General features: G+C 54.5%; 17 protein-coding genes and 2 rRNA genes. 13 read left to right on the forward strand and 6 right to left on the reverse strand.

The features are described from left to right. The first annotated feature begins 158 nt into the window (after positions 1 to 158). From CLOEV_RS04365 to CLOEV_RS04385, 5 genes are all read left to right on the forward strand, one after another. Positions 159 to 3,131, forward strand: a 23S ribosomal RNA gene (locus tag CLOEV_RS04365). 245 nt (positions 3,132 to 3,376) lie between these two features. Beyond that, positions 3,377 to 3,492 (forward strand): 5S ribosomal RNA (gene rrf, locus CLOEV_RS04370). A gap of 361 nt (positions 3,493 to 3,853) precedes the next feature. Further along, a complete protein-coding gene (locus tag CLOEV_RS04375) occupies positions 3,854 to 5,923 on the forward strand; it encodes a TolC family protein (protein WP_156938361.1) in 2,070 nt (689 codons plus the stop codon). Then, a complete protein-coding gene (locus tag CLOEV_RS04380) occupies positions 5,923 to 6,954 on the forward strand; it encodes an HlyD family secretion protein (protein WP_034442118.1) in 1,032 nt (343 codons plus the stop codon). The genes CLOEV_RS04375 and CLOEV_RS04380 overlap by 1 nt, the downstream gene beginning before the upstream one ends. A gap of 15 nt (positions 6,955 to 6,969) precedes the next feature. Continuing rightward, positions 6,970 to 7,299, forward strand: coding sequence for a hypothetical protein (locus tag CLOEV_RS04385; protein WP_034442121.1), 330 nt, complete (start codon positions 6,970 to 6,972; stop codon positions 7,297 to 7,299). A 151-nt stretch (positions 7,300 to 7,450) separates the two neighbouring features. Here the strand turns inward: CLOEV_RS04385 and CLOEV_RS04390 are convergent, their stop codons facing one another. Then, positions 7,451 to 8,578, reverse strand: coding sequence for an ISAs1 family transposase (locus tag CLOEV_RS04390; RefSeq protein WP_034442124.1), 1,128 nt, complete (start codon positions 8,576 to 8,578; stop codon positions 7,451 to 7,453). 129 nt (positions 8,579 to 8,707) lie between these two features. Here CLOEV_RS04390 and CLOEV_RS04395 point away from each other — a divergent pair, with 129 nt between their 5' ends. Both CLOEV_RS04395 and CLOEV_RS04400 read left to right on the forward strand, forming a co-directional pair. After that, entirely contained in the window at positions 8,708 to 9,745 is a 1,038-nt protein-coding gene (locus tag CLOEV_RS04395) for a TackOD1 domain-containing metal-binding protein (protein ID WP_156938362.1), read from the forward strand. Positions 9,746 to 9,761: 16 nt separating this feature from the next. Beyond that, the gene (locus tag CLOEV_RS04400) at positions 9,762 to 11,093 is read left to right on the forward strand and encodes a glycosyltransferase family 2 protein (protein ID WP_051484884.1); all 1,332 of its coding nucleotides are present in this window, start codon (positions 9,762 to 9,764) and stop codon (positions 11,091 to 11,093) included. 67 nt (positions 11,094 to 11,160) lie between these two features. Here CLOEV_RS04400 and CLOEV_RS15790 read toward each other — a convergent pair whose 3' ends face one another. Then, positions 11,161 to 11,553, reverse strand: a complete 393-nt coding sequence (locus CLOEV_RS15790) for a helix-turn-helix domain-containing protein (protein ID WP_008710873.1) — start codon at positions 11,551 to 11,553, stop codon at positions 11,161 to 11,163. 576 nt (positions 11,554 to 12,129) lie between these two features. On the opposite strand from CLOEV_RS15790, the gene CLOEV_RS04410 reads away from it, so the two are divergent. The 6 genes from CLOEV_RS04410 (at position 12,130) to CLOEV_RS04435 (ending at position 20,221) form a co-directional block, all read left to right on the forward strand. Continuing rightward, entirely contained in the window at positions 12,130 to 14,412 is a 2,283-nt protein-coding gene (locus CLOEV_RS04410; RefSeq protein WP_169732192.1) for an Ig-like domain-containing protein, read from the forward strand. Positions 14,413 to 14,623: 211 nt separating this feature from the next. Beyond that, on the forward strand, positions 14,624 to 15,676 hold the full coding sequence (locus CLOEV_RS04415; protein WP_034442130.1) for a putative 2-aminoethylphosphonate ABC transporter substrate-binding protein: 1,053 nt from the start codon (positions 14,624 to 14,626) through the stop codon (positions 15,674 to 15,676). Positions 15,677 to 15,686: 10 nt separating this feature from the next. Then, complete coding sequence (locus CLOEV_RS04420) at positions 15,687 to 16,655, forward strand: ABC transporter ATP-binding protein (RefSeq protein ID WP_008710878.1); 969 nt, start codon at positions 15,687 to 15,689, stop codon at positions 16,653 to 16,655. A gap of 2 nt (positions 16,656 to 16,657) precedes the next feature. Further along, entirely contained in the window at positions 16,658 to 18,304 is a 1,647-nt protein-coding gene (locus CLOEV_RS04425) for a putative 2-aminoethylphosphonate ABC transporter permease subunit (protein WP_034442133.1), read from the forward strand. Next, a complete protein-coding gene (gene phnX, locus CLOEV_RS04430) occupies positions 18,304 to 19,098 on the forward strand; it encodes a phosphonoacetaldehyde hydrolase (protein WP_008710882.1) in 795 nt (264 codons plus the stop codon). The genes CLOEV_RS04425 and phnX overlap by 1 nt, the downstream gene beginning before the upstream one ends. Further along, positions 19,091 to 20,221 carry a 2-aminoethylphosphonate--pyruvate transaminase gene (locus tag CLOEV_RS04435; RefSeq protein WP_034442136.1) on the forward strand — a complete coding sequence of 377 codons (1,131 nt, stop codon included), beginning with the start codon at positions 19,091 to 19,093 and terminating at the stop codon, positions 20,219 to 20,221. The genes phnX and CLOEV_RS04435 overlap by 8 nt, the downstream gene beginning before the upstream one ends. Positions 20,222 to 20,378: 157 nt before the next feature. Here CLOEV_RS04435 and CLOEV_RS04440 read toward each other — a convergent pair whose 3' ends face one another. From CLOEV_RS04440 to speE, 4 genes are all read right to left on the reverse strand, one after another. Beyond that, positions 20,379 to 21,395, reverse strand: coding sequence for a PDDEXK nuclease domain-containing protein (locus CLOEV_RS04440; RefSeq protein WP_051484885.1), 1,017 nt, complete (start codon positions 21,393 to 21,395; stop codon positions 20,379 to 20,381). 460 nt (positions 21,396 to 21,855) lie between these two features. Continuing rightward, on the reverse strand, positions 21,856 to 22,200 hold the full coding sequence (locus CLOEV_RS04445; RefSeq protein WP_034442139.1) for a TIGR04076 family protein: 345 nt from the start codon (positions 22,198 to 22,200) through the stop codon (positions 21,856 to 21,858). Positions 22,201 to 22,213: 13 nt separating this feature from the next. Next, entirely contained in the window at positions 22,214 to 23,062 is an 849-nt protein-coding gene (gene speB / locus CLOEV_RS04450) for an agmatinase (RefSeq protein WP_034442142.1), read from the reverse strand. Next, positions 23,063 to 23,914 (reverse strand): polyamine aminopropyltransferase, encoded by an 852-nt coding sequence (gene speE / locus CLOEV_RS04455; protein WP_008710892.1) that lies wholly within the window; start codon positions 23,912 to 23,914, stop codon positions 23,063 to 23,065. Between the last annotated feature and the right edge of the window lie 11 nt (positions 23,915 to 23,925).

Consider the following 23,925-nt stretch of genomic DNA (forward strand, 5'->3'; position numbering starts at 1 on the left):
GGAGCAGTCGCGTAAAGCGACAGCTAAAACAACAAAGTGCCCTTTTGAGACGACCCGACAGGACCTTTTGCTTTCTCATTCTTTTTGTTCAAAAAGAACCATGACAAAAAGACCTTCAAAACCGCAAGGACAATACAAGGTCAATAAAGGATTTATGAGGTTAAGGTACAACATAGCACGAGGGGAATGCCTTGGCGCTGAATGCCGAAGAAAGACGCAGCAAGCTGCGAAAAGCCGCGGGGAGGAGCAAGCATCCCGTGATCCGCGGATCTCTGAATGGGGCAACCTTCACAGGGCAACCTGTGAGCCTATCCAATAGGCGGCAACCCGGGGAAGTGAAACATCTCAGTACCCGGAGGAAAAGAAATCGTAAGAGATACCCCAAGTAGTGGTGAGCGAAAGGGGCATAGCCCAAACCATATACATGCCAAGCCTGCAGGCGTTGTGTAAATGGGGTAGAGGGACCTGTCGCGGAGTCCTGCAGAACTCCGAAAGAGTTACAAAGCCGTTTTATAACCGAATCGAGTTGGAAAATCGAGCCATAGAGAGTGAAAGCCTCGTAAGTGAAATACAAAGGCCTCTTAGACAGACACCCAAGTAATACGGAGCACGTGAAATTCCGTACGAATCCGGGCCGACCACGGTCCAAGGCTAAACACATTCAGCGACCGATAGAGAAACAGTACCGAGAGGGAAAGGTGAAAAGCACCCCTGGCGGGGAGTGAAACAGACCTGAAACCTCGTGCTAACAAGCAGAGGGAGCATCTTCGGATGTGACCTCGTGCCTCTTGGAAAATGAGCCGTCGAGTTATAGTACGTGGACAAAGTTAAAAACTACAAGGTTTGCAGCTGCAGCGAAAGCGAGTCTGAACAGGGCGCAAGTCGCGTGCTATAGACCCGAAGCCATACGATCTATCCATGTCCAGATTGAAGACCGGGTAACACCGGTTGGAGGATCGAACCACAGCCTGTTGAAAAAGGCCTGGATGAGGTGTGGATAGGAGTGAAAAGCTAATCGAGTATGGTGATAGCTGGTTCTCCCCGAAATGCATTGAGGTGCAGCCTCAATCGACAGACTGCAGGGGGTAAAGCACTGAATAGGTAAGGGGGCAGCACTGCCTGCCGAGCTTAATCAAACTCAGAATACCTGCAGATCAAGATTGGGAGTGAGACTGCGAGTGCGAAGATCCGTAGTCGAAAGGGAAACAGCCCAGCCCGACAGCTAAGGTCCCAAAGCCCATGCTAAGTGTTACAAGGATGTGGGGATGCCCAGACAGCCAGGAGGTTGGCTCAGAAGCAGCCACCCTTGAAAGAGTGCGTAACAGCTCACTGGTCGAGCGTCCCTGCGCCAAAAATGTGGGGGGCTAAGCATGGCGCCGAAGCTTCGGATTCAATGGAGATATCTATTGACTGGTAGGGGAGCGTTCTTTATAGGACGAAGCAGTGCTGTAAGGCACTGTGGACAATAAAGAAGTGAGAATGACGGCATGAGTAGCGAAAAGTGTGCGAAAACACACTCACCGAAAACCCAAGGATTCCTGGGGAAGGTTCATCCACCCAGGGTTAGGCGGGACCTAAGGCGAGGCCGAAAGGCGTAGTCGATGGACAGCGGGTAGACAATCCCGCCCTTCGGTAGCTCGTTTGACAGAAGTGGTGACGCAGAAAGCTATGCACGCCGGGTGATGGAAATCCCGGTACAAAGTCGTAGGCTAGAAAAAAGAGGCAAATCCCTTTTCTAAAGGCCGAGAACTGACGTGGAAGAATCTGATTCGAGAAGGTGCAAATGCTCGGCTGCCGAGAAAAGCCACTATGGAGAACTATCGAACCCGTACTCAAAACCGACACAGGTGGGTTGGCTTAGAAGGCTAAGGTGAACGGGATAACCATTGTTAAGGAACTCTGCAAGTTGACTCCGTAACTTCGGGAGAAGGAGTGGCTGGAGATGTCAATACTATACGTAATAAGCATCTTTGGTTCGCAGAAACCAGGCTCAGGCGACTGTTTAACTAAAACACAGGACTCTGCTCAAGGCGCAAGCCGAAGTATAGGGTCTGACACCTGCCCGGTGCTGGAAGGTTAAAGGGAGAAGTTAGACGCAAGTCGAAGCCTTGAACTGAAGCCCCAGTAAACGGCGGCCGTAACTATAACGGTCCTAAGGTAGCGAAATTCCTTGTCGGGTAAGTTCCGACCTGCACGAAAGGTGTAACGATCTGAGCGCTGTCTCGACAGTGGACCCGGTGAAATTGTGGTACTGGTAAAGACGCCAGTTACCCGCAGTAGGACGGAAAGACCCCGTGGAGCTTTACTGTAACTTGATATTGAATTTCGGTATAGTATGTATAGGATAGGTGGGAGTCAGTGAAATAAGGACGTCAGTCTTTATGGAGACACCGTTGGAATACCACCCTTATTGTGCTGGGATTCTAACCGCAAGCATTGAAACATGATGCGGGACATTGTCAGGCGGGCAGTTTGACTGGGGCGGTCGCCTCCCAAAGAGTAACGGAGGCGCGCGAAGGTCACCTCAGTGTGAATGGAAAACACACAAAGAGCGTAAGGGTATAAGGTGGCTTAACTGTGAGACTGACAGGTCGATCAGAAACGAAAGTTGGTCCTAGTGATCCGGTGGTCCTGAGTGGAAAGGCCATCGCTCATCGGATAAAAGCTACCCCGGGGATAACAGGCTGATGCCGCCCGAGAGTTCCTATCGACGGCGGCGTTTGGCACCTCGATGTCGGCTCATCGCATCCTGGGGCTGAAGCAGGTCCCAAGGGTTGGTCTGTTCGCCCATTAAAGCGGTACGTGAGCTGGGTTCAGAACGTCGTGAGACAGTTCGGTCCCTATCCACTGTGGGCGCAAGGTATTTGAGAGGAACTGTCCCTAGTACGAGAGGACCGGGATGGACGAACCGCTAGTGAACCAGTTATTCCGCCAGGAGTAAAAGCTGGGTAGCCATGTTCGGATCGGATAACCGCTGAAGGCATCTAAGCGGGAAGCCGGCCTCAAGATGAGCATACCTCATTGCATAAGCAAGTAAGGTGTCCGGCAGACGACCGGTTAGATAGGTTGGGAGTGTAAGAGGGTAACGCCCTTTGAGCTGACCAATACTAATACACCGAGGCCTTAACCTCATAAATCCTTTATAGACCTGATTTTGACAGAACTTTGCCCCAGAAGCCGCAAAGCGCTGGTCGGGCTCGCGTCGACGCACTAGAGTGCGTCTTAACTCGCCCTCCTTACGCGCTTCACGTCTTCTGGAACAAATCTCTGCCAAAATCACAAAAGTTAGAGGGTCTACAGTCCAAAGCGTGTGATATAATATCTCGCGTGGAAAATGACAAAGCAGATGAACGCGCAAGCGTTTATTCATAAAGTTTCCGGTGATTATGGAGAGAGGGTCCCACCCAGTTCCATGCCGAACCTGGCAGTTAAGCCTCTCATCGCCGATGGTACTACGGAGGGTATCCGTGGGAGAGTAGGTCGTTGCCGGAATTAATTGAGAAAAGAGAGTTGAGACTTTTAGTCTTGGCTCTCTTTTTTTGTCTTCGCGCGCAGGAGCTGCTGGCTCTCTGCCGCCTGGTGCCGCATACAGCGGCGGCCTGCGTTAACGGTACGTTACCGGCCATAAATCGTCATTAATGCTTAGGGCGATTGTATGTAGTTATGATATACATACTTAGCTCGTTTTCTGGTTTTATATATGGGAGGGCGATATAACAATTTATGGATGGTGATCGAGATAAAGGCTTCGGTTTTTGCAGGCAAAAGGTATCCTTCTTATCGCATGTTCGCGTTTATTGTCACACTGTCTATCTTTTTTCTTGATCCAAGCGTGGTTTGGGGGTTCCCCGCGTTGGATGAGCTTGAGGGCAAAGCCGGCGACGGTCCAGAGGTGCTGGCGGCCATATCGGCGATGCGGCGCGACGCGCTTACCGAGGAACTTGAATTACAGAGGGAGGGCGTCCGTTATTTTTTCAACGCCTCCTATGGCTATAATGACGAACCGCAGTATGTCGGCAGTTCCACCAATATAAGCTATGAAAAGATCACAGTGGGAACGGGGCTTAGTTTTCCGCTTTTCGGTACGTGGAACAGGCTCAGGATAAACAGGCTCAACGCGGAGATAACGGCGATAGATTCCAAATACCGACCGCAAATGCTCGCGCTTCACAATTTGACGGCGCTGCGGAAGGCATACGCGGTCTTATGGATAGAATCTCAGAAGATAAAACTGGCAAAGCAGTTTCTCCGTTCCCGTGAGGATGTGACGAGGTATCTTGACGAGAGAAGGGACGCGTTTCTTCTTTTGGAGGCGGATAATCTTGAATTCCGTGCCGCTTATGATATGGCGAAACGTGACATAGCCGTCTCAAATCTGAGGAGGGTGCAGGCGCTTCAGGTGATCCGTCTGGCTACCGGCGTTATGTGGCCGATGCCGGAGGAGCCTCCCTTCCCGACGCTGCCGGTGTTTGAGGGTGCGAATGCCGACGTCGCCGCAAATCCGGCTTCTCTGATGAGGAGGGAGGGGCTGGAAAAGTACGCCGAACTTGTCGATGTCACGAAACGGGTAGACCGAGATAGCGCGCTGGTGCTTGGAATAACCGGAAGTAAAGAGGAACCCGGCGATTATGGCAGCGGAGTGTATCTTGGATTCAATATTTCCGAGCCGCTTAAAACGGCCGTTTCCCGCGAGGACAAGGCAAACCTCGCGGCGCGCGCCGACTATGAGCGCGCGGAGCGCGAGGAACACTTTGCCCGTATGAAGCTGGAGGGCGAGGCGGAAGAGGCTCTCTCTTACGCGGCATACGCTGCGGCGAATATCGAGGCACAGCTTTCCCGGCTGAGGGCGATATCGGAAAATGTTCGTGAGAAGCTGCTGCGTCACGCCTCAATCGCCGGCGATACCTTTGAGCAGCTGCAGAGCGGCCGTTATCAATATTATCGGGTGGCGATGGATGTGCTTGACTCGTACCTTCTTTTTATGGAAAGCGGCGCGGATATACTCTGTTACGCCTATCCGCGCGGCCGGGAGAGCGAGCCCTCCGACCGTACTTCCGTTGCCTCCGCGGAGGCGATAGGGAAGATGCTGTCGCCTCAGTGGTTTTCGGGAGCCTTCGCCGTTCCGGCTGCGGCAACGGGGCTGAACGGCGGCGTATCTGGCAGGCCGGAAAGCGTCTATATATGGGAGGCGGCTCCGTTTCTCCGCCCTGATTCGCGGCGTCTCATGCTGAACAGGCTGCGGGAGCGCGGCATCACAAAGGTGCTGATATCATTCACGGGCAAAGAGCTAAGCAGCTTTCAGGGCGGGGAGGCGCGAAATAATTTAAAAACCCTTCTTGCGGAGGGGGAGGCCATGGGGGTATCTTTTGAGCTGCTTCTGGGCGAGCCTACCTGGCTTTTTCCGGGGAACAGGGGCAAGCTGATTTCTATAATAAGGTCTATGTCCGCTTTCCCATTTGGCGGCATACACCTCGACATAGAGCCCGATTCCCTGCCGGGGGCGGCGAATATGCGCCCGAAGCTGCTTTCTCTGCTCATCGACACGATAAAGGAGTCATGCGCGGCGGCCCGCGCGCCGGTCTCTGTCTCAATACATCCGAGGTATCTTGAGGGAAAGCTGGGGGAGATTGTTGCCAAAAGGCTGCCGCCTGCCTGCATCGGCTATATAGCGCCGATGATATATTCCACGAACGCCGATAAGACGGCGTCAAGAATGTCACGCATCCTCACCGGTCATCCGCAATTTAATTTTGTGCTGGCGCAGAGCGTGGAGCGATCACTGCCAGATAATGAAAGCTATGCCTCCGCGGGGACCGGCGTTTTTTTAACCTCGATGGGCGAGCTGGGGAAAAAACTTTCTTTATACGGCAACTACCGGGGGATCGTCGTGCAGGATTGGAAAGATTATGAGGTGATGCGCTGATGAGGATATCGTTCGGCAAGATGGGCGATCCGGAGAGTAAGGACGGAATGAAGATAAATTACGCCCCGGCAAAGAGGAAGGTTTCAAAGGTAACGTGGTGGCTGATATTGGCCGCGGTGTTCACTCCGTTTCTGTGGCTGCTTGTTTCACTGGGAGCGAACTGGCTCTTTGTATCCTCTTCGGGTGTTGTGGCAATGGATTCCTATCCGGTGAGCGTCGTCGGAGGCGGAGTCGTGACGAAAATATATGTAAAGCCGGGTGAGTTTGTGCGCGCGGGCAGCCGCCTTGCGGAGGTAAAGAGAAATATTCCCGAGGCGGAGGCGGCGGAGCGGCAGCGCGTGGAGGCCGAACTTGAGGCGCTTGGCCGCGCCGGCGGTACCGCGGTTTCAAACCGTCCGTCAAGCTATCAGGACGGCATGATGGCCCATCTCGCGAATGAGGAACGCGTTATGAAGGAACTGATGGAAAAAGGAGCCGCCACCCGCGCCGAATATAATCAGGCGAAGGAGCGCCGGCTCGCCTCTCAGAGAGATATCGAGGCGCTGAAAAATCCGCCGGCACTGCCTGACGCCGGTGTCGAGACCAGAAAAATGTATCTGAAAAGGTATGCCGATATGCTTGCGGAGAAACAGAGCACGCCGCTTACGATCTACGCCCCGCGCGCGGGAAGGGTAGAGTACATATCGGTTACGCCGGGCTATGACACGGCGGGCGAACATGAGCTGATGCGGATAGCCGACCCCGGCGAGCCGTATGTTATCGCCTATGTACTTCCGGAAAACTATGACGATCGGGTACGGCCGGGAAGGGTCGTTGAGGTGCGTCTCCCCGGCAGCGGCAGGACGATAGAGGCCGTGGTATCCGAGCCTCCGCTGAATGCCAACAGCGTGCCCGGGGGTCTCTCCGACACGATACTTTCAGGGAGGCGCGGCATTGTCGTTTTTCTGAAACCGAACGAGCGTCTCCTGCCGGAGGAGAGCGTCAACGGGATGCCGGTCCGCGTCGACTGGGGAATCAGGTTCTTTCGTTAGGAGTGAATTTCAAATATGAAAAAATATCCGGTTTTGAGGCTGCTGAACGGAGGCAACGCTCCCGGCGACGGGGCGGCCCATGATTACGGTTCCGTACGCGAGTTGCTTGCCGCGGAGCATAGCCCCGCTATAATCATCATCGATTCGTCCCGGTATTTGCCGGGAGAGGGAAGAGCGTACTACGAAGATATCCTGAACCTTCGCCAGAGCCCGGTCTTTTGCTATGCTCCAATTTTTTCACACGTTCGGTATGCGGTCTTGACATTCTGGCTGACGGCGTTTCTGACGATATCGGCGCCATCGAGAGGGAAGGCGGTGCCATACTCGCTCGCGGAGAGAGGGTAAAGGCATCCTCCCTGGCCGGAAGCTACAAGCTGCGGATGCTCAGTTACATGTATGCGAGGGGCAGCGGCTACGAGCTGACCCCTTACTGTGTTCCCGGCTCGAAATGGATATATGGATATCCCGCCGCCGCTGTGATCACAGGGCAAACGCATCAACATTCTGAGATTAACTTGATCATATAATCATTATCCCATCCAGCCTTAAGGCGTTTTCCCCTAAGGCTGGTTTTGCCGGATTTGTCTTGTTTCAGTAAATTAATTGCACAATGCCTGATGATTGCCATATTTGCGGCACTGTTTTTTTGTCTGTTGCGCATCGCGTCTTCATTGAATATCACATCAAGAACCCAATGGAGACTGTTTTCGATACCCCAGTGTGAACGTACTGACCGTCCTATTTCTGCCGCGTCAGCCGGCAGACTGCTTATGTAGTATCTTCGTTCCACAGAACTCTGAGTGCCGGATTCTCTTGTGGATTCCACCATGATTATGCTCTTGAGCCCCTTCCATTTATCAAATTCCGCAATGTCTATTTTCTCATTGTTTTCTATTGCAGCGACGTTCCTTTTTTCTATACGACCGTGGCTTTTTTCAATCGTCGCATATGATGTGTGAGTTACTCCGGCGTAATCTGTTTTCTCTTCGCATTTGAAAAGATGTTCCGCCATTTCCAGCGTGCCGCCCTGATTGCCTTTCAAGGCCAGCAGGTAATTCCCTTTCATAGAGACGATCTTATCTGCTATTGCTTTCTGGCATCCCATGGCGTCTATTGTTATAGTGCAGTTTTTGATATCAAGCATATCCAGAAGGGTCGGAATTGCTGTAATTTCGTTTGACTTAGCTTCCGTTGCTGTTTGGGCTAAAACAATTCCATTATCTGAGGACCACGCACTTACCATATGCAGGCAATCGCGGTGCTCTGTATTTTTGAAGGACCTTCTGGATGTCTTGCCGTCGATGGCAATGACGCCTTTTAAACGTTCGGACAATGACCTGGCCCAGTTCGCAAAACACTCCGAAAACTGCTTCGGGTCCAAGGCTGACATTACCCTGTTCATTGTGTCGTGGGAAGGGATTCCATTTGGTAAATCAAGAAACGATTCAAAGAAATCCTGTTTGCACTTTGCAAAAAGTTCAATGTCGTTAAAGCCTTCCGCACCGCAGATGACCCCGCACAGCACAATAGTAAGAATGTCGGTCAGGTTGTGCCTGATGTGGTTCTCCGCACGATTGTCAGTGAGAATAGCGAAATGTTGGCTGATGCTTGTTTGCATGTTCATTAAAACACTCCATAAATTATTTATTGTAGTTTAGCATATTAATGATTTATTTGATTAGGGATAATACATTTTCATATGATACGTTTCGGTTTATGGTTGCTGGTGATATCGTTTTTTTGTACAAAGTTTTTGACCTTTATTGATGCGTTTGCCCTGGCTGTGATCATGGAACGCGAGCCGCAAACCGACGAAACATGTTATGATTGCCGCGACATCCGCTCATACAATCGTTTCGTCTTTGACGACAAGGAGATGGCGGCAGCGACGAAATGGATAAGAAACTTGCAGCGGCGAGGTTATACCGAGCATACGGCCATATATGACCGCATAAGGCTCTGCCCGAAATGCCAGACCGGGCATCTCAATTATGTCGATGTCTGCCCGAACTGCGGCAGTCTTAATATCGCCAAGAAGCGGATGCTGCATTGCTTCACCTGCGGCAATGTAGCTCCCGAGTCCGATTTCAGGCGTGATTTCTCGCTTGTTTGCCCTCGCTGCGATACAAAACTTCGTCATATCGGCAGCGACTACGATCATCCGCTCGAATCTTACCAGTGCGAGGATTGCGGCTCGTCGTTTGTCGAAGCGGACGTAAAGGTATCATGCCTCAATTGCGGGTCGCAGTCGCTTCCCGGCGAACTCACGATAAATAATTTCTATGGATACAGGCTCGGCGAACGTGGGGAAGAGGCGGTGCGCACCGGCATCATATCCGAAGATTTCACGCTCTTCGGAGGGACCAACGTCGTGAGCATACAGACATTCTGCAGCGTTGTCAAATGGCTTTCAAGTTTTCGCGGGCGCTATCCCGACGCCGGGTTCTCCCTGCTGCGGGTAAAACTTATCGGCCTTTCGGAGGCGGAAGACGTGATCGGGGCAGCCGAACTTAGAAAGCTGATAGCTGAGCTTGACACAAGGATAAGGGCCTCCGTGCGCGAGACGGATATCACGACGCTTGACGAAGACGGAACGTTCTGGCTGATATTGCCGCGCACGTCGCTTGATGGGGGAACGGCCCTCGCGAAGAGGCTGGAGGAAATGTCGTCCCTCTTTGGCGAACAGGCAGCCGGCAAGCTGAGGCTGTCCGCGAAATGTTTCATGGTATCCGACGCCGTCGCCAAGGTGCCGCCTCAAGAGCTGCTTAAAAAACTCGCGAAAGAGGATTAAGGAAGGCCGCCTTTAAATGTACGAGTACCTTCTGGCGTTTCTGAAGCCCATAATCGAGCCGTTTATGAGCGGCGACGCCTGGCCGCTCATAATGCGCTTCATGCCCTTTATCATCTTCTATGAGCTGCCATACGCTCTGCTCATATACGCGGGCGTGATGAAATATATCTGGGAACGCGGCGGAGAGGGGCCCAGGCGCCCCTATTTTCCTCCGGTATCATGCGTTATAACCTGCTACAGCGAAGGGCGCGGCGTGCAGGGGACCATCCGTTCCCTTACCGAGCAGGTATATCCCGGAAGAATACAGATGATAGCGATGATCGACGGAGCGGCGCGGAATAAGGATACCTATGAATCGGCCCTTGAGATGAGGGGCTATGTGCGGAGTTTTGCGGCGAGAAGCCTGGAAGTCGTTCCGAAATGGCAGAGGGGAGGAAGGGTGTCAAACATCAACACCGGCCTTAATTATGTAAACGGGGAGATACTGTTCATCCTGGACGGAGATACCTCATTTGATAACGACATGGTCGAACGCGCCGTGCGTCATTTTGAAGATCCGTCCGTAGCCGCCGTATCCGGCTGCCTGCGCGTCCGCAACGCCGACAGCTCGCTTGTCGCTTCACTGCAGGCGGTGGAATACTTCATTTCGATACAGACGGCAAAGACCGGGCTCAGCGAATTCAACCTCGTCAATAACGTCTCCGGGGCTTTCGGTATATTCCGGCGTTCGGTCGTCGAGCTGGTGCGCGGGTGGGACGCCGGTACCGCGGAAGATCTCGACATGACGCTGCGCATAAAGCAATACTTCGGCCGCTACGGCGGAAAGTTCAGGATAGTCTTCGACCCCGAGGCTATGGGCCATACCGACGTGCCCGACACCCTGCTTGGGTACTTCAGGCAAAGGATAAGATGGGACGGCGACCTGCCCTTCATCTATTTCAAAAAACACTGGCGCGCATTCAGCGCGCGCCTTCTCGGCTGGCCGAACTTTATCATGGCTGTCCTTAACGGGCTCTATTCCCAGATAGTCCTGCCCTTCATCATCTTCACGTATACCCTCTGGCTCTTCTGGGAATATCCGCTCAGCTATGTACTGAGCCTTCTCTTTGTCGTATATCTTTTCTACTTCCTGCTGCTCACTGCGATGTACGTGACCTCGCTCATCTTCATTTCCGAACGGAAAAAAGATGATCTGTCGAGGCTTCCCCTGCTGCCGCTGTTTCCGCTCTTCATCTTTTCGTCACGCATCAACAGCCTCGTCGCCACGATATATGAGCTTGTATTTAAATCGCATAAAGATTCGTCGATGGCTCCCTGGTGGGTGACGAGAAAAAGCAAGTTTGATTAAAAAATCCTTACATTGCCGAAGGACCGGCTGTTTTTTCCACGCGGCGGCGTGAAAAAATAACTTTCCGTTATATTCTGTCTTTCATAAAATCCGAAAGCTTCTTCAAATCGCGGACATACGATAGCACCTTTATCTTTTCTTCCATCGGCAGTTCAGCGACGACCGCGAAAATCTCCCGCGTTATGCCGTTTGCCGCGGCGATCTCACCGTTGTCGCCCGTGTATTTGAGGAATGGGCATTCTATCTGGTTTTCTTTTTCTGCGTCTTTTTTATCATCTTCACCCATCAGCGAAACTAAAGAGACCTCCAGCGCGGCGGCAATCTTCTCTAACGTTTTTAAAGACGGACGTTTTTTCCCGTTTTCGATCTCGGATATGTAACTTACGGAGAGATCCACCTTTTCAGCGAGGTTTTCCTGCGTCAATCTCCGGGCTATCCGATACTTCTGAATTTTCCACATTAGACGAGCCCCTTTCTCTTACCAATTTACTTAGAAAAGAGCTAAATTACTATCAGTTATAATCGAAATAAATTTAACTATTAGCGAAAATATTAGAATGTAATTGACTTTTAGCGAATATGCATCTACTATAAATCAAAATAAAATAGATGTAATCCATAAAAGACGAAGGCACATCGACATAATTTTTTGATACAGAGGCATTGTCGTCTCAATCAGTAAAGGCTTTTTGTATTTTGTGTCCGCAATATATAAAAAATAACGGCTCGCAGCGTGGGGGGCACATTATAAAACGGAACAAACCGGCTGTAAGCACGCCATACCTGGAGGTGACAGATACTGTGAAACAGAGAGTATTATACGCTACGTTTTTTATTTCGCTCTCCATATCAGTTGCCCTGTTGTTTTTCCTTGTCAGGAGCATGAGCGAACTGTGGCTGACGTGGTGAACGAAGTACCGCGATCATAATACTATCTCAACAAAGGGGGGAAAGATAAAAGAATATTCTTGATTACGCGAACTTCATAACTGTGGATGAGGGGCAACAGCGGAACGAAGAAAGGAGAAGGATGATAGTGGGTAAACTGAGAAAGTACGGAATAATTTTTCTTGTGTTGTTGATGGTGCTGGCCGCCGCGCCGATGGCGATGGCGGCAACAGCGACAGAAATCGGTCAGGTTAATATTGGAGAGCTGTTTAATGAGGCGGGGGATTACATCCTGTCCGAAGATATCGTTTTGAGCGGCGACACGAAGGCAATAGAGCTTTCTAAGGATATAGAGGTCACGTTGGACCTGAATGGACATACTATATCCGCTGATACAAGCAAATACAGAGAACTTGAAAGTAATGCATTGAAGTATCCTGGAAGTATCATTTACGCGACATCAGGAGACATTACTATCAAAGATGGCGTTGGCGGAGGGAAAATATGTGATACCAGCGCGGCAGAATATAGTAAACATAACGATGGCGTGATACGCGTCGAAAAAGGAACTCATCTGACCATCGAAAAAGCGATAATAGAGGTCAAAGAAGGTATTGGGATCACAACCTATGATGACGGTACCAGAGTGACGTTTAAAGACGGCGAAATAAAAGTCGAATATGGCTTCGGTATAGGCACGAATGGGCTAAATATTACCGAACCTGGTTCCGGCATTTACGTGGAGGGCGGAACGATTACTGTAGCTAGCGCCGATTCTGCGGCAATTTATCACCCTAGCAGCGGAACTTTAAGTATATCTGGCGGCACGCTGTCGGCTGCGGACGGCATTCAGGTAAAAGCGGGAAGAGTGATAATTACAGGCGGAACCATCACGGCAACGGGGAAACATAATGTCCCGCTAGACAGTAAGTTCTCAGGCGGCGGAACAAACGAACTTGGCAATGCACTGTCCTTGATATCCCATGCGAGTTATAAAGGCCAGTCCATGGATGTTGCGATCTCCGGTTCGGCGATGCTGATAGCTGAACAGGATGACGCTATTGGTGTTTATGTGAACAGCGGAGACGTGAGCCACGTAAATTCGTTTGTAATTACCGGCGGCACCTACAGCAGCGACCCGTCCGCCTATGTCGAGTCTCCTTATGTAGTCAAGCAGGTCGAAGGTAAATATGTCGTCGCCCTCGCCAGCGTCGCCGTCACTCCGACAGCCGCCGAACTCGTACTCGGCCTTACGCCGACGGCAAAGTTGACGGCATCCAGCGACATCGAAGAGGCTTTTACATGGGCATCTAAGAACAACGACGTCGTGACTGTCGACAGCTCCGGCAACATCACCGCCGTCGGCGCGGGCACTGCGGACGTAACAGCGACCGGCGATTCCAGCAAATCTGTCGGTACATGTGTGGTCACAGTGCGCGCAGCGACTCCCGTAAGCGTGACTCCGTCCAAGATGGAACTTAACATCGGCGCGACCGGCAAGGCGACCGCCAAGTATGACGCGAAAGACAGCATAACTTGGGAAAGCAGCGACACAGCCGTCGCCACCGTCAAGGACGGCACGGTAACTGCCGTTAAAGCCGGCATCGCCGTCATCACCGCCAATGGGTCAAAAACCTCGGCCGCCTGCACGGTGACCGTCACCGACCCGGCGGCGCCCGATCCCGTCACGCCTACGCCGGCCCCCGTCGACGCGGGGACTGTAGATAAAGAAAACAACCCCGTCAATAAAGAAGAAGGCAAACCGGAGAACGTAGAGGCGGCGACGCCGGCCATTACGGAAGCTACCGAGGAAGGTAAAGCCGCCGTAGTTAGCGCGACAAAGATCGAGGAAAAGAACCTCGTCGCCACCGCCGACGGCAAACTCACGATCAGCCCCGTGCTTGCCAAGAGCGCGCTTGAAGAAGTGATATCCGCCGACGCGACAGTCGCGCCGAAGAACGTGGTCCTGCTTCCGATCGTACAGGCTGCGGTAACGGCAAATAACGTGGCCGCCCTCGCCTTCACGATGACCGGCGAACAGTTGGGCGCTGAGGAAAACACAGTCGCGGGAGACGTCAAGGTGATCAAGGTCCTGGCAGACGGCAAGGGCGGACAGTTCAGCTATGCCTCCGCGGCGGCAGACTACGCGGACAAGACTTTCACGCTCAAAGACGCTGACGGCAAGAGCCTCGCCCTGACGGATAAGGTCGCGAAGGCTTCGACCTATACGCTGGTAGTATTCGTAGCCGACAACGGCGACTTCGACCTCGACGCGACGGCCGGCAGCGTGATCGACCCCGTGGCGGTAGCCACCAACGCGGCGACAGAGCCGAAATCCGGCGGTTCAAGCAGCGGATGCAACGGCGGCTTCGGCGCGCTGGCATTGCTTGCGCTCGCGGTGCTTCCCTTTATCCGCCGCGAAAAGAGATAGTACGATTCGCGAAAAAGTCAACACGGCGTTAATGACAGTCCGATAACATAAATCAGTAAGGCCGCCGCCGGAGAGAAACCCCTCCTGCGGCGGCCTTGTCTTCCCCTTTACATATTTTTGCGTCGGCGTTACTTTCGCGTAACTTCGGCGAAAAACATCCGTAACTTTGTGGTGGTTAAATTGAGTCAACACATTGAGAGGATGATTTTTGATGATGAATTTGTCGGATCAGATCGGAAAGGCCTGGAAGTTCGCGCTGCTGCTCATCGCCGTCACGGCGGTATTCACGGCGGTCGCGGCGCACGCGGCTGGTAAGGAGCTCGTCGTCTATACGGCGCTGGAGAACGAGCAGATCAATAAGTATCTCGCTACCTTTAAGGAAGAAAATCCCGATATCGACGTAAAAATAGTCCGTGACTCTACGGGCATCATCACAGCGAAGCTGCTCGCCGAAGGAGCGAGGACGCCGGCCGACGTCGTTTGGGGCACGGCGGCCTCCAGCCTTCTCGTGCTTGAAAAGAAGGGACTTATCGAGCCCTACGCTCCCAAGGGGCTGGCCCGTGTCGAAAAGATGCTGAAGGACACGGCGAATCCGCCCGCGTGGGTCGGCATCGACGCTTGGGAGTGCGCGATCGTCGTGAATACCGCGGAGGCTAAAGCCCAGGGACTGCCGGCGATAAAGTCATATAAGGACCTGCTGCGCCCCGAATTCAAGGGCAAGATCGTCATGAGCAATCCCAATTCATCGGGAACCGGTTTTCTCGCCGTCTCCGGAATCCTTCAGCTGATGGGCGAGAAGGCGGGCTTCGACTACCTTGACAAGCTCCATGAGAATATCGCGCTCTACACTCACTCCGGCTCCGCGCCCGCGAAGAAGGCCGCCTCTGGCGAGTTTCCCGTCGGAATCTCCTACGGTTACGCCGGCGTGAACCAGAAGAAGAAGGGCGCGCCGGTGGAGATAGTCTTCCCCGTTGAGGGCAGCGGCTGGGACGTCGAGGCGAACGCCCTGATCAAAAAGAAGAATATCAAGCCGGAGGCGAAGAAGTTCCTCGACTGGGCCATCTCCGACAAGGCGATCAACGCGCTGAAGGATGACTACGCGATCACGGCGGTGAAGGTGAGCGGCGCTATCCCCGAGGGGTATTCAAAGAGCCCGCTGTCGCAGCTCGTGAAGAAGAACGACCTGCGCTGGGCCGCCCAGAACCGCGACCGTCTGCTTAAGGAATGGGCCTCGCGTTACGAGGGCAAGACGGAAGCGAAGTAGGAGCGTAACGATGACCACTCTCCGCGCGCGGAATATTACAAAGAGATTTAAGGGCACGACGGCTCTCGATAAAGTAAGCTTTGAGATCCGCGACGGAGAGTTCGTCTGCATATTAGGTCCTTCGGGCTGCGGCAAGAGCACGCTTCTGCGCGCGCTCGCCGGGCTGGAGGCCATAGACGGGGGAACGATAGAGATCGGGGGCCGCGACGTCACCTGCGAGCCCCCCTCTGAAAGAAATTTTGGGATAGTTTTTCAGTCTTACGCTCTCTTTCCGAATCTCAACGTCGAGGAGAATATCGCCTATGGCCTCTGGAATAAGGGGCTTGCGAAGGATGAGATCGCGGCGCGCGTCGCCGGGATCATCGAAATGACGGGATTGGGCGGCCACAATAAAAAATATCCGCAGCAGCTCTCGGGCGGCCAGCAGCAGCGGGCGGCCATCTGCCGGGCGCTGGTACTTAACCCGGAGTTCCTGCTTCTCGACGAGCCGCTTTCGGCGCTCGACGCGAAGGTGCGCCTGCGGCTGCGCCGGGAGATACGCCGTATACAGCAGCGTTTCGCGATCACCACGATCATGGTGACGCACGATCAGGAGGAGGCCCTTTCGATGGCGGACCGTATCATCGTCATGAACGAGGGGCGCATCGAGCAGATGGATACGCCGCAGGCGCTTTATGACGCGCCCGTCAACGGCTTCGTCGCCGATTTCGTCGGCACGGCTAACTTTGTCGGCGCGGGGAGGGCGATCCGCCCGGAGAGCCTCTGTCTCAGCAAGTCGCTGTCGGACAGCGCGGTCCAGGCCGAGGTCTGTGACGTGGAGTACCGCGGCGCCTTTTACCGCCTCGAGGTCGATACGCACGTGGGACACCTGATGATAGACATCCCCTCGCAGCAGAGTGACGCCAGAGTCCTGCGGCTCGGCAGCCGCCTCTATATCGATATCCCGCAGGATAAGGTCATCATGCTCAAGAGCGCCTGACGATGAAAAAGATCAAAAACGCCAACCGCTTGGAAAGCGTGCTTCTCATAATAAGTTTGTGCCTGCTTTTCACAGCCGTCGCCGCGCCGATGGCTGTTCTTTTTGCGAAGGCCTTTACCGATTTTGACGGGGCCTATATCGGCCTTGCCAATTTTCGCGAATATTTTGCTTCGCCGCACCTCGTCGGCGCGCTCTGGAACTCTCTGGCGATCTCCGCCGTCGTTTCGCTGATATCGCTGCTGCTGGCCTTTATCTACGCCTACGCGCTGACGCGCGCGGAGGTGCCGGCGAAGGGGTTTTTCAAGTTCATCGCGCTGCTGCCGCTCTGCGCGCCGACCATGATGTTCGGCATCGCGCTGATCTACCTGATCGGGAATAAGGGCGTGATCACGATGCTGGGGCTGAAGCTGCCGCTCTACGGGCCGCTTGGGATCATCGTCTCCGAGGTAGTCTACACATTCCCGCAAGCCTTTCTGATCCTCTATATCACGCTTTCCTATACCGATAACCGCCTTTACGAAGCGGCGCGCGCGATGGGGACCGCCCCGCTGCGCATTTTGCGGACGGTCACGCTGCCGGGAGCGAAGTTCGGCCTTGTCAGCGCCTTTCTCGTCGCCTTCACCCTCTGTTTCTCAGACTTCGGCGCGCCGAAGGTGGTCGGCGGCAATTACAGCGTGCTGGCCACCGACATCTATAAACAGGTGATCGGGCAGCAGAATTTCGGCATGGGCTCGGTCGTCGGGCTGCTGCTGATGATACCGGCGGTGGTGATGTTCGTCACGGAGCGCCTCACCGCGAGCGACAACGGCGTGACGGTGAGCTCGCGCAGCATGGCCTACCGCGTGATCCCTCATCGCGGGAGGGACGCGGCGCTCACGCTCTTCTGCGCCCTCGCCGCGGGCTTCATCATAACGCTCTTCGCCGCGGTGCTTGCCGCCTCGCTGATCAAGGCCTGGCCCTATAATATGGTTCCGACCTTCGAGCATTTCACGGTGGACAGTCCCGCCACGGGAGGGCTGAGCTCCTTCTTCAACAGCCTCGTTACCGCGCTGCTGACGGCGTTCTGCGGCACGGCCTTCGTCTTTATGAACGCCTGGCTGGTGGAGAAGAGCGCGGCGAACCGGCTGCTTCGGCAGGCCGAAAACCTCTTTTCACTGATACCGCTCGCGCTGCCGGGGCTTTCGATCGGGCTCGCCTTCATCTTCTTTTTCAATATGGAGGGCAACCCGCTGAATTTCATCTACGGCACGGCGGCGGTGCTGGTGCTGGCCAACGTCGTCCATTTCTATTCCGTGCCCTACGTGACCGCCTCCTCGGCGCTGAAAAAACTTGACCGCGAGATCGAGGCTGTCGCCGCCTCGATGGCGGTGCCCTCTTACAGGACGCTCTTTAAGGTGACTATGCCGATGTGCCGCGCCGCGATCTTCGAGACGGCGCTGTATTTCTTTGTCAACGCGATGGTGACGATATCTGCGGTCGTCTTTCTCTATCCGCCGGATTTTAAACTGGCCTCCGTGGCTATCGTGAACATGGAGGACGCCGGGGACATCGCGCCCGCCGCGGCGCTCTCGGTGCTTGTGATCTTTGTGAACGTGGCGGCGAAACTACTCTACGAATATACCTTTGTGATGAAAAGGAGCGGCAAATAATGAACAACGGCAAAAAAATCAAATGTGTGATCCTCGACTGGGCCGGCACTACGGTGGATTTTGGCTCGATGGCCCCGCTGCGGGTCTTCTCCGATATCTTTGCACAGCGCGGGCTTCGCCTTGAAACCGACGAGCTGCGCGCGCCGATGGGGATGCCTAAGCTGGAGCATATCCGCGAGCTGCTCAGGATGGAGCGTCCAGCGAGGCTATTCAGGGAAAAGTATGGGCGTATGCCGATAGACGACGACGCGCTGGGGATGTACGCCGCCTTTGAGCCGGCGCTTTTGAAGATACTCCATGATTTTGCGGAGCCGCTAGAGGGCGTCTGCGGCGCGGTGCGCGAGCTCCGTGAAACGGGGGTAAAGATCGGTTCGACCACCGGCTATACGAGGAAGATGATGGATATTATCGCGCCGCTCGCGAAGGCGGCCGGCTATGCCCCCGACTGTATCGTGACGCCCGACGAGGCCGTTGAGGGGCGCCCAGCGCCGTGGATGATCTTCAAAAATATGGAACGGCTCGGCGTTTATCCGCCCTCTTCGGTGGTAAAGGCTGGGGATACGGCGGCGGATATCCGCGAGGGCAAAAACGCCGGCGTGATCAGCGTCGGCATCCTGCGCGGCAGCAATGAGCTTGGCCTTACGCGGTCAGAGTTTGAATCGCTGCCGGCTAAGGAGGTAGATGAGAGGCGGCAGGCCGCGCGCGAGCGTTTTTATCTCGCGGGGGCCGACTATGTGCTGGAGAGCATTCGGGAGCTGCCGGCCTTTGTAAGGGAGATGGACAAAGATGACTGAAAACAAATATCTGCTGCTGACGCCGGGACCGCTGACGACGACCGCCGCCGTGAAAGCGGCGATGCTGCGCGACTGGTGTACGTGGGACAGGGACTACAACGATTTAGTGGAAAAGCTGCGCGGCGACCTTGTCGAAATGGCGCTGCGCGACCGCGCGAAGCGCGCCGGTTATACCGCGGTGCTGATGCAGGGCAGCGGCACATTTGCCGTGGAATCGGTGATCGGCAGCGTCATCCCGCAGGGGGGCAAGCTCGCCGTGCTCTCGAACGGGGCATATGGCAGGCGGATCGCCGAGATCGCGGGAATATTGAAGGTACCGGCCGTCGAGCTCCGCTTTGACGAGTGCGAACGCCCCGACGCGGAGACGCTTGCCGTGATGCTGGACGACGACCCCGCGGTGACCCATGTCGCCGTCGTTCATTGCGAGACGACTACCGGTATCCTGAACGACATCGAGAGTGTCGCCCGGGCCGCGAAGAGCCGCGGCAAAAAGCTCATCGTCGACGCGATGAGCAGCTTCGGCGGTATTCCGCTATTCATGGACGTGCTTGAGATAGATTTTCTCATAAGCAGCGCCAACAAATGTATAGAGGGGGTCCCCGGATTCGCCTTTGTTCTCGCGAATCGCGCCGCTTTGTCCGAATGCGCCGGACTGGCGCGCTCGCTGTCGCTTGACCTTTACGGACAGTGGAAGACGATGGAGGAGCACGGCGGCAAATGGCGCTTCACCTCTCCGACCCACGTCGTCTGCGCATTCGCCGAGGCGCTGCGCGAACTTAAGGCGGAGGGCGGCGCTGCCGCGCGCAACAGGCGCTATGCCGCCAACAGGGATATGCTTGTCCGCGGGATGGAGGGCCTCGGCTTTAAGGCGCTGCTCCCCGCGGAGCTGCGTTCGCCGGTGATCACCTCTTTCCTCTATCCAGACGGGATCGGCTTTGACTTTGCGGAGTTCTATGAATCTCTCAAGCGTGATGGCTATGTGATCTATCCGGGAAAACTCTCCGAACGCGACACCTTCCGCATCGGGAACATCGGCGACATCAGAGAAAAACAGATAACCGGGCTTCTGGCCGCCGTGGAAAGGTATGTCAAGCGATCGGAAGCCCGGCCTCTATGCGCCTGATCGATCCGGCAAGGATAAGGTCTGGCCGCTGACTTGAAAATTTTGTGATCGGCCCCTCGGATTAGAGCCGCCGTATTTGGTGATGACGGCGGCGCAGACGATCCGCCCGTCCGGCCCGTTGCGGGCCGCCTTCGACATCAGCCATAATGATGCACGGTTAGGAGTCGTCCTCGCCGGTTTCCACATCGGCGAGTTCTTTCAGTTCCCGCAGTTTCTCGGTTAAAATATTCTTATTCGGCAGATGCAGCTGATAATCAGCCACGAGCGTGGGCGACAGGCTTCTGCTCAAAGCGTACTCTACGACCATATCGTCTTTTCCGGCGCATAGGATTAAGCCGACGCTGGGATTTTCGCTCGGCTTCTTGACGTCGCGGTCGAGAGCTTCAAGGTAGAATTCCAACTGTCCGAGATGCTCCGGCTTGAAGTCCGTTACCTTAAGTTCAATCGCTACAAGGCAAGATAGTTCACGATTGTAGAAAAGGAGATCAATATGGAAGTCTTTGTTGCCGACCTGAACAAGATATTCTTCGCCGACAAACGTGAAATCCTTGCCAAACTCTAAGATGAAGTCGCGAATGTTCGCCACAATGGATTTTCGAAGCTCTTTTTCTTTGTGGTTCTCCGGCACGTTAAGGAATTCCAAGACATAGCTGTCACGTAGTGCTGTGAGGCCAGTGTTTTTGGCAAGAAAAAGTTTATTTCGCTCATCTGAAAACAAAGTGCGTTCAAAGAGCATACTGTCAATCTGCCGCTCCAGTTCTCGCTTGGTATAATTGTTCCGGCCGCAGAGAAGCAGATAGAACTCCCGCGCTTCATCGGTCTTTGCCCGTGACATTATTATCAGGTTCTGCGTCCAGCTGATTTCTCGCGCCAATGGTGCGAGTTTTTCGCTGCCACTGTACGTTTCGTAAAATTGGCGCATGCGCCAGATGTTCGATGCAGAAAAGCCCTTGATGTCCGGACGTTCTGATTCCATGAATCGGGCGAAGTCTGTGACAATGGATTTGCCCCAGCCGCCGTTTTTAACCTTGTTGCTGACATAGGCGCCGATCTCCCAGTACATAGAAATTAACTCTCGGTTCACGGCTCGAAAGGCGTTCTCACGGGAGCGTTCAATGATGGATATAATCTCACCATACGCGGCATGGTTGTTATGTATTAGTTGACTGCTCATGGTTCCGTTACAGCCCCTCTTTTTTTCGCAAGCGAAGTCTCGTGTGAATTCTCGCACTGCTGATGCGAGTTTTTGAAAACAGACATCTCGGCACACATCACTTGTATTGCATGATTTTATTGCGAGTAGGGCCTACGGATAAAAATCGGACCAAGCTAAGCTGCATAAATAGGTGTAGGCTCCGATAGTCTTTCGGGCTAAGATAACCCAAAGTGCTCTTGATTCACTTTTTTATTATACCACCTAATATAATCATCGATGTACTTGATGAACTTTCCAGTCAGGGCAAACGCATCAAGAAAGTCAGGTAAATGGTAAACTGCGATTTAGCGCATTTCCATCGCTCCGGCCTCCGAGCCGGGGCCGAGTGGCGTTGGTTTTTGCTTTACAATTGATGTTGGAACAAACCTGAAGCCACTGGATGCCGGGTCAAGCCCGGCATGACAAGATAAACCTCCGTTTACCTTACCGGTTCGTAATCTATCCGCGAGTCTTCGTCGGTGGCTTCAAGTTTGAAGATGACGGGGCGCAGGCCGTCGTTGCAGCTGCAGATCGCGACGCCGGGTTTTCTGATCCAGTCGCCGTAATAGAACAGGCCGTTTCCGGAGCCGTGCGCGAGCGCGAAAACGTATTGGTATATCGCCTTCCACGCCTCGTCGCAGAAGCCCTCCGGCTTCGCGTAGTCGGCGTGGAACGTCTGTCCCTCGCGCAGCATCGGGCAGGGGCCGAGTCCTTCCGCGCCATACTCTTCGGCGAGCTCTTTGTCCAAAGTGGTCTTTAAGACGGTGATTTTTACCTTTTTCATAACTTGTCCGCTCCTATCCGCAGTAAGCTAACAGCATCTCGCGCAGCGTCTTGCAGGCCAGCGCGGTCGAAGCGCCAGAGTTGTCGTAGTGCGGCGAAAGCTCGCAGAGGTCGAAGGCTTTGACGTTCAGGCCGCGCAGGGCCAGCAGCGCTTTCAGCAGCTCTGCGAAGCGCAGGCCGCCTGCCTCGGGCGTGCCGGTGCCGGGAAACTCCGCTGGGTCTGTGACGTCGAGGTCTAGCGTGATATAGACCGGCGCTTCGCCGATCTCTTTTACGGCCGCGCCAACGGTCTCGGCGCGGAATTTTTCCATCGTCGTGCGCCCCGCGCTCCACCGCATCTCTTCGCGGCTGCCGGAGCGGATGCCGAACTGGAATATCCTGCCGTCACCGAGGATGTCGTGGCAGCGGCGGATCACCGAGGCGTGCGATAGGCTTTCTCCCATGTAATCACTGCGGAGGTCGGCATGAGCGTCAAAGTGGATAAGGCGCAGGCCGGGATATTTTTTTGCCGCCGCGCGCACCGCGCCGAGCGTAACGAGATGTTCGCCTCCCAGCAGCACCGGCGTTTTGCCGTCGGCGAGTATCTCCGCGGCGGCGGCCTCTATCGCCTCTATCGCCGCGGCGGCGTTGCCGAAGGGCAGGTCGAGGTCTCCCGCGTCAAATACGCCGAGATCCTCAAGATCTCTGTCCTGATAGGGGCTGTAGGTCTCGATCCCGAAGGATTCGGAGCGCATCGCGGCGGGGCCGAAGCGCGTGCCCGGACGGAAGGAGGTCGTCGAGTCGAAGGGCGCGCCGAAGAGGACGGCGCGCGCCTCCGCGTAGGGCGAGGAACAGCCGATGAATCCCTGAATGTTCGTTTCCATCTAGTCTTTCAGCTCAAGCGCCTGTTTCACGTAGTTGGGCAGCATGAAGGCGCCGACGTGCAAGTCGGTGTTGTAGTATCTCGTCTCCAGGCCGAGGCCGTTCCAGGCGGCGGCGTCAAGGTCTTTGATCGGGTCGAATTTCTTTGAGGCGAACCCGAAGAGCCAGTGTCCGGAAGGGTATGTCGGAATATGGGCCTGATAGACGCGGCAGACGGGGAAGAAATCCTCTATCCTCTGGTGCGCGCGCTTCATTGAGGCGCGGTAGGAGTCGTAATAGGGATTCTCATGCTGGTTGACGAGGATGCCGTCATCCGTCAGCGCCTTGAAGCAGTTGCCGTAGAATTCCTTTGTGAAGAGTCCTTCGCCGGGGCCGAAGGGGTCTGTCGAATCGACGATGATAAGGTCGTATTTTTCGCTGGCGGTGCGCACGAATTTGAGGCCGTCCTCAAAATAGAGCGTGACGCGCGGGTCGCCAAGCTTGCGGGATGTGAAGGGCAGCAGCTCGCGGCAGACCTTCACGACCATTTCGTCGATATCCACCATGTCTATCTTTTCGATGGTTTTGTAGCGCGTCAGCTCGCGCACCGTGCCGCCGTCGCCGCCGCCGATGACGAGGACGCGCCTGACGTCCGGGTTTGTCGCCATCGGGACGTGTACGATCATGTCGTGGTAGATAAATTCGTCCTTCTCGGTGAGCATCATCAGGCCGTCAAGGGTGAAGAAACGCCCGAACTCCTCCGAATCAAAGACGTCTATCTGCTGAAAGGGGCTCTTGCCGCCGAAGAGCTGCTTTTTTACCTTTATTGAAAAACGCACCGTCGGCGTATGTTCTTCCGTGTACCATAGCTCCATGATTATCTTCC

The organism is Cloacibacillus evryensis DSM 19522 (assembly GCF_000585335.1).
In the GTDB taxonomy this organism is placed as follows: Bacteria; Synergistota; Synergistia; order Synergistales; family Synergistaceae; genus Cloacibacillus; species Cloacibacillus evryensis.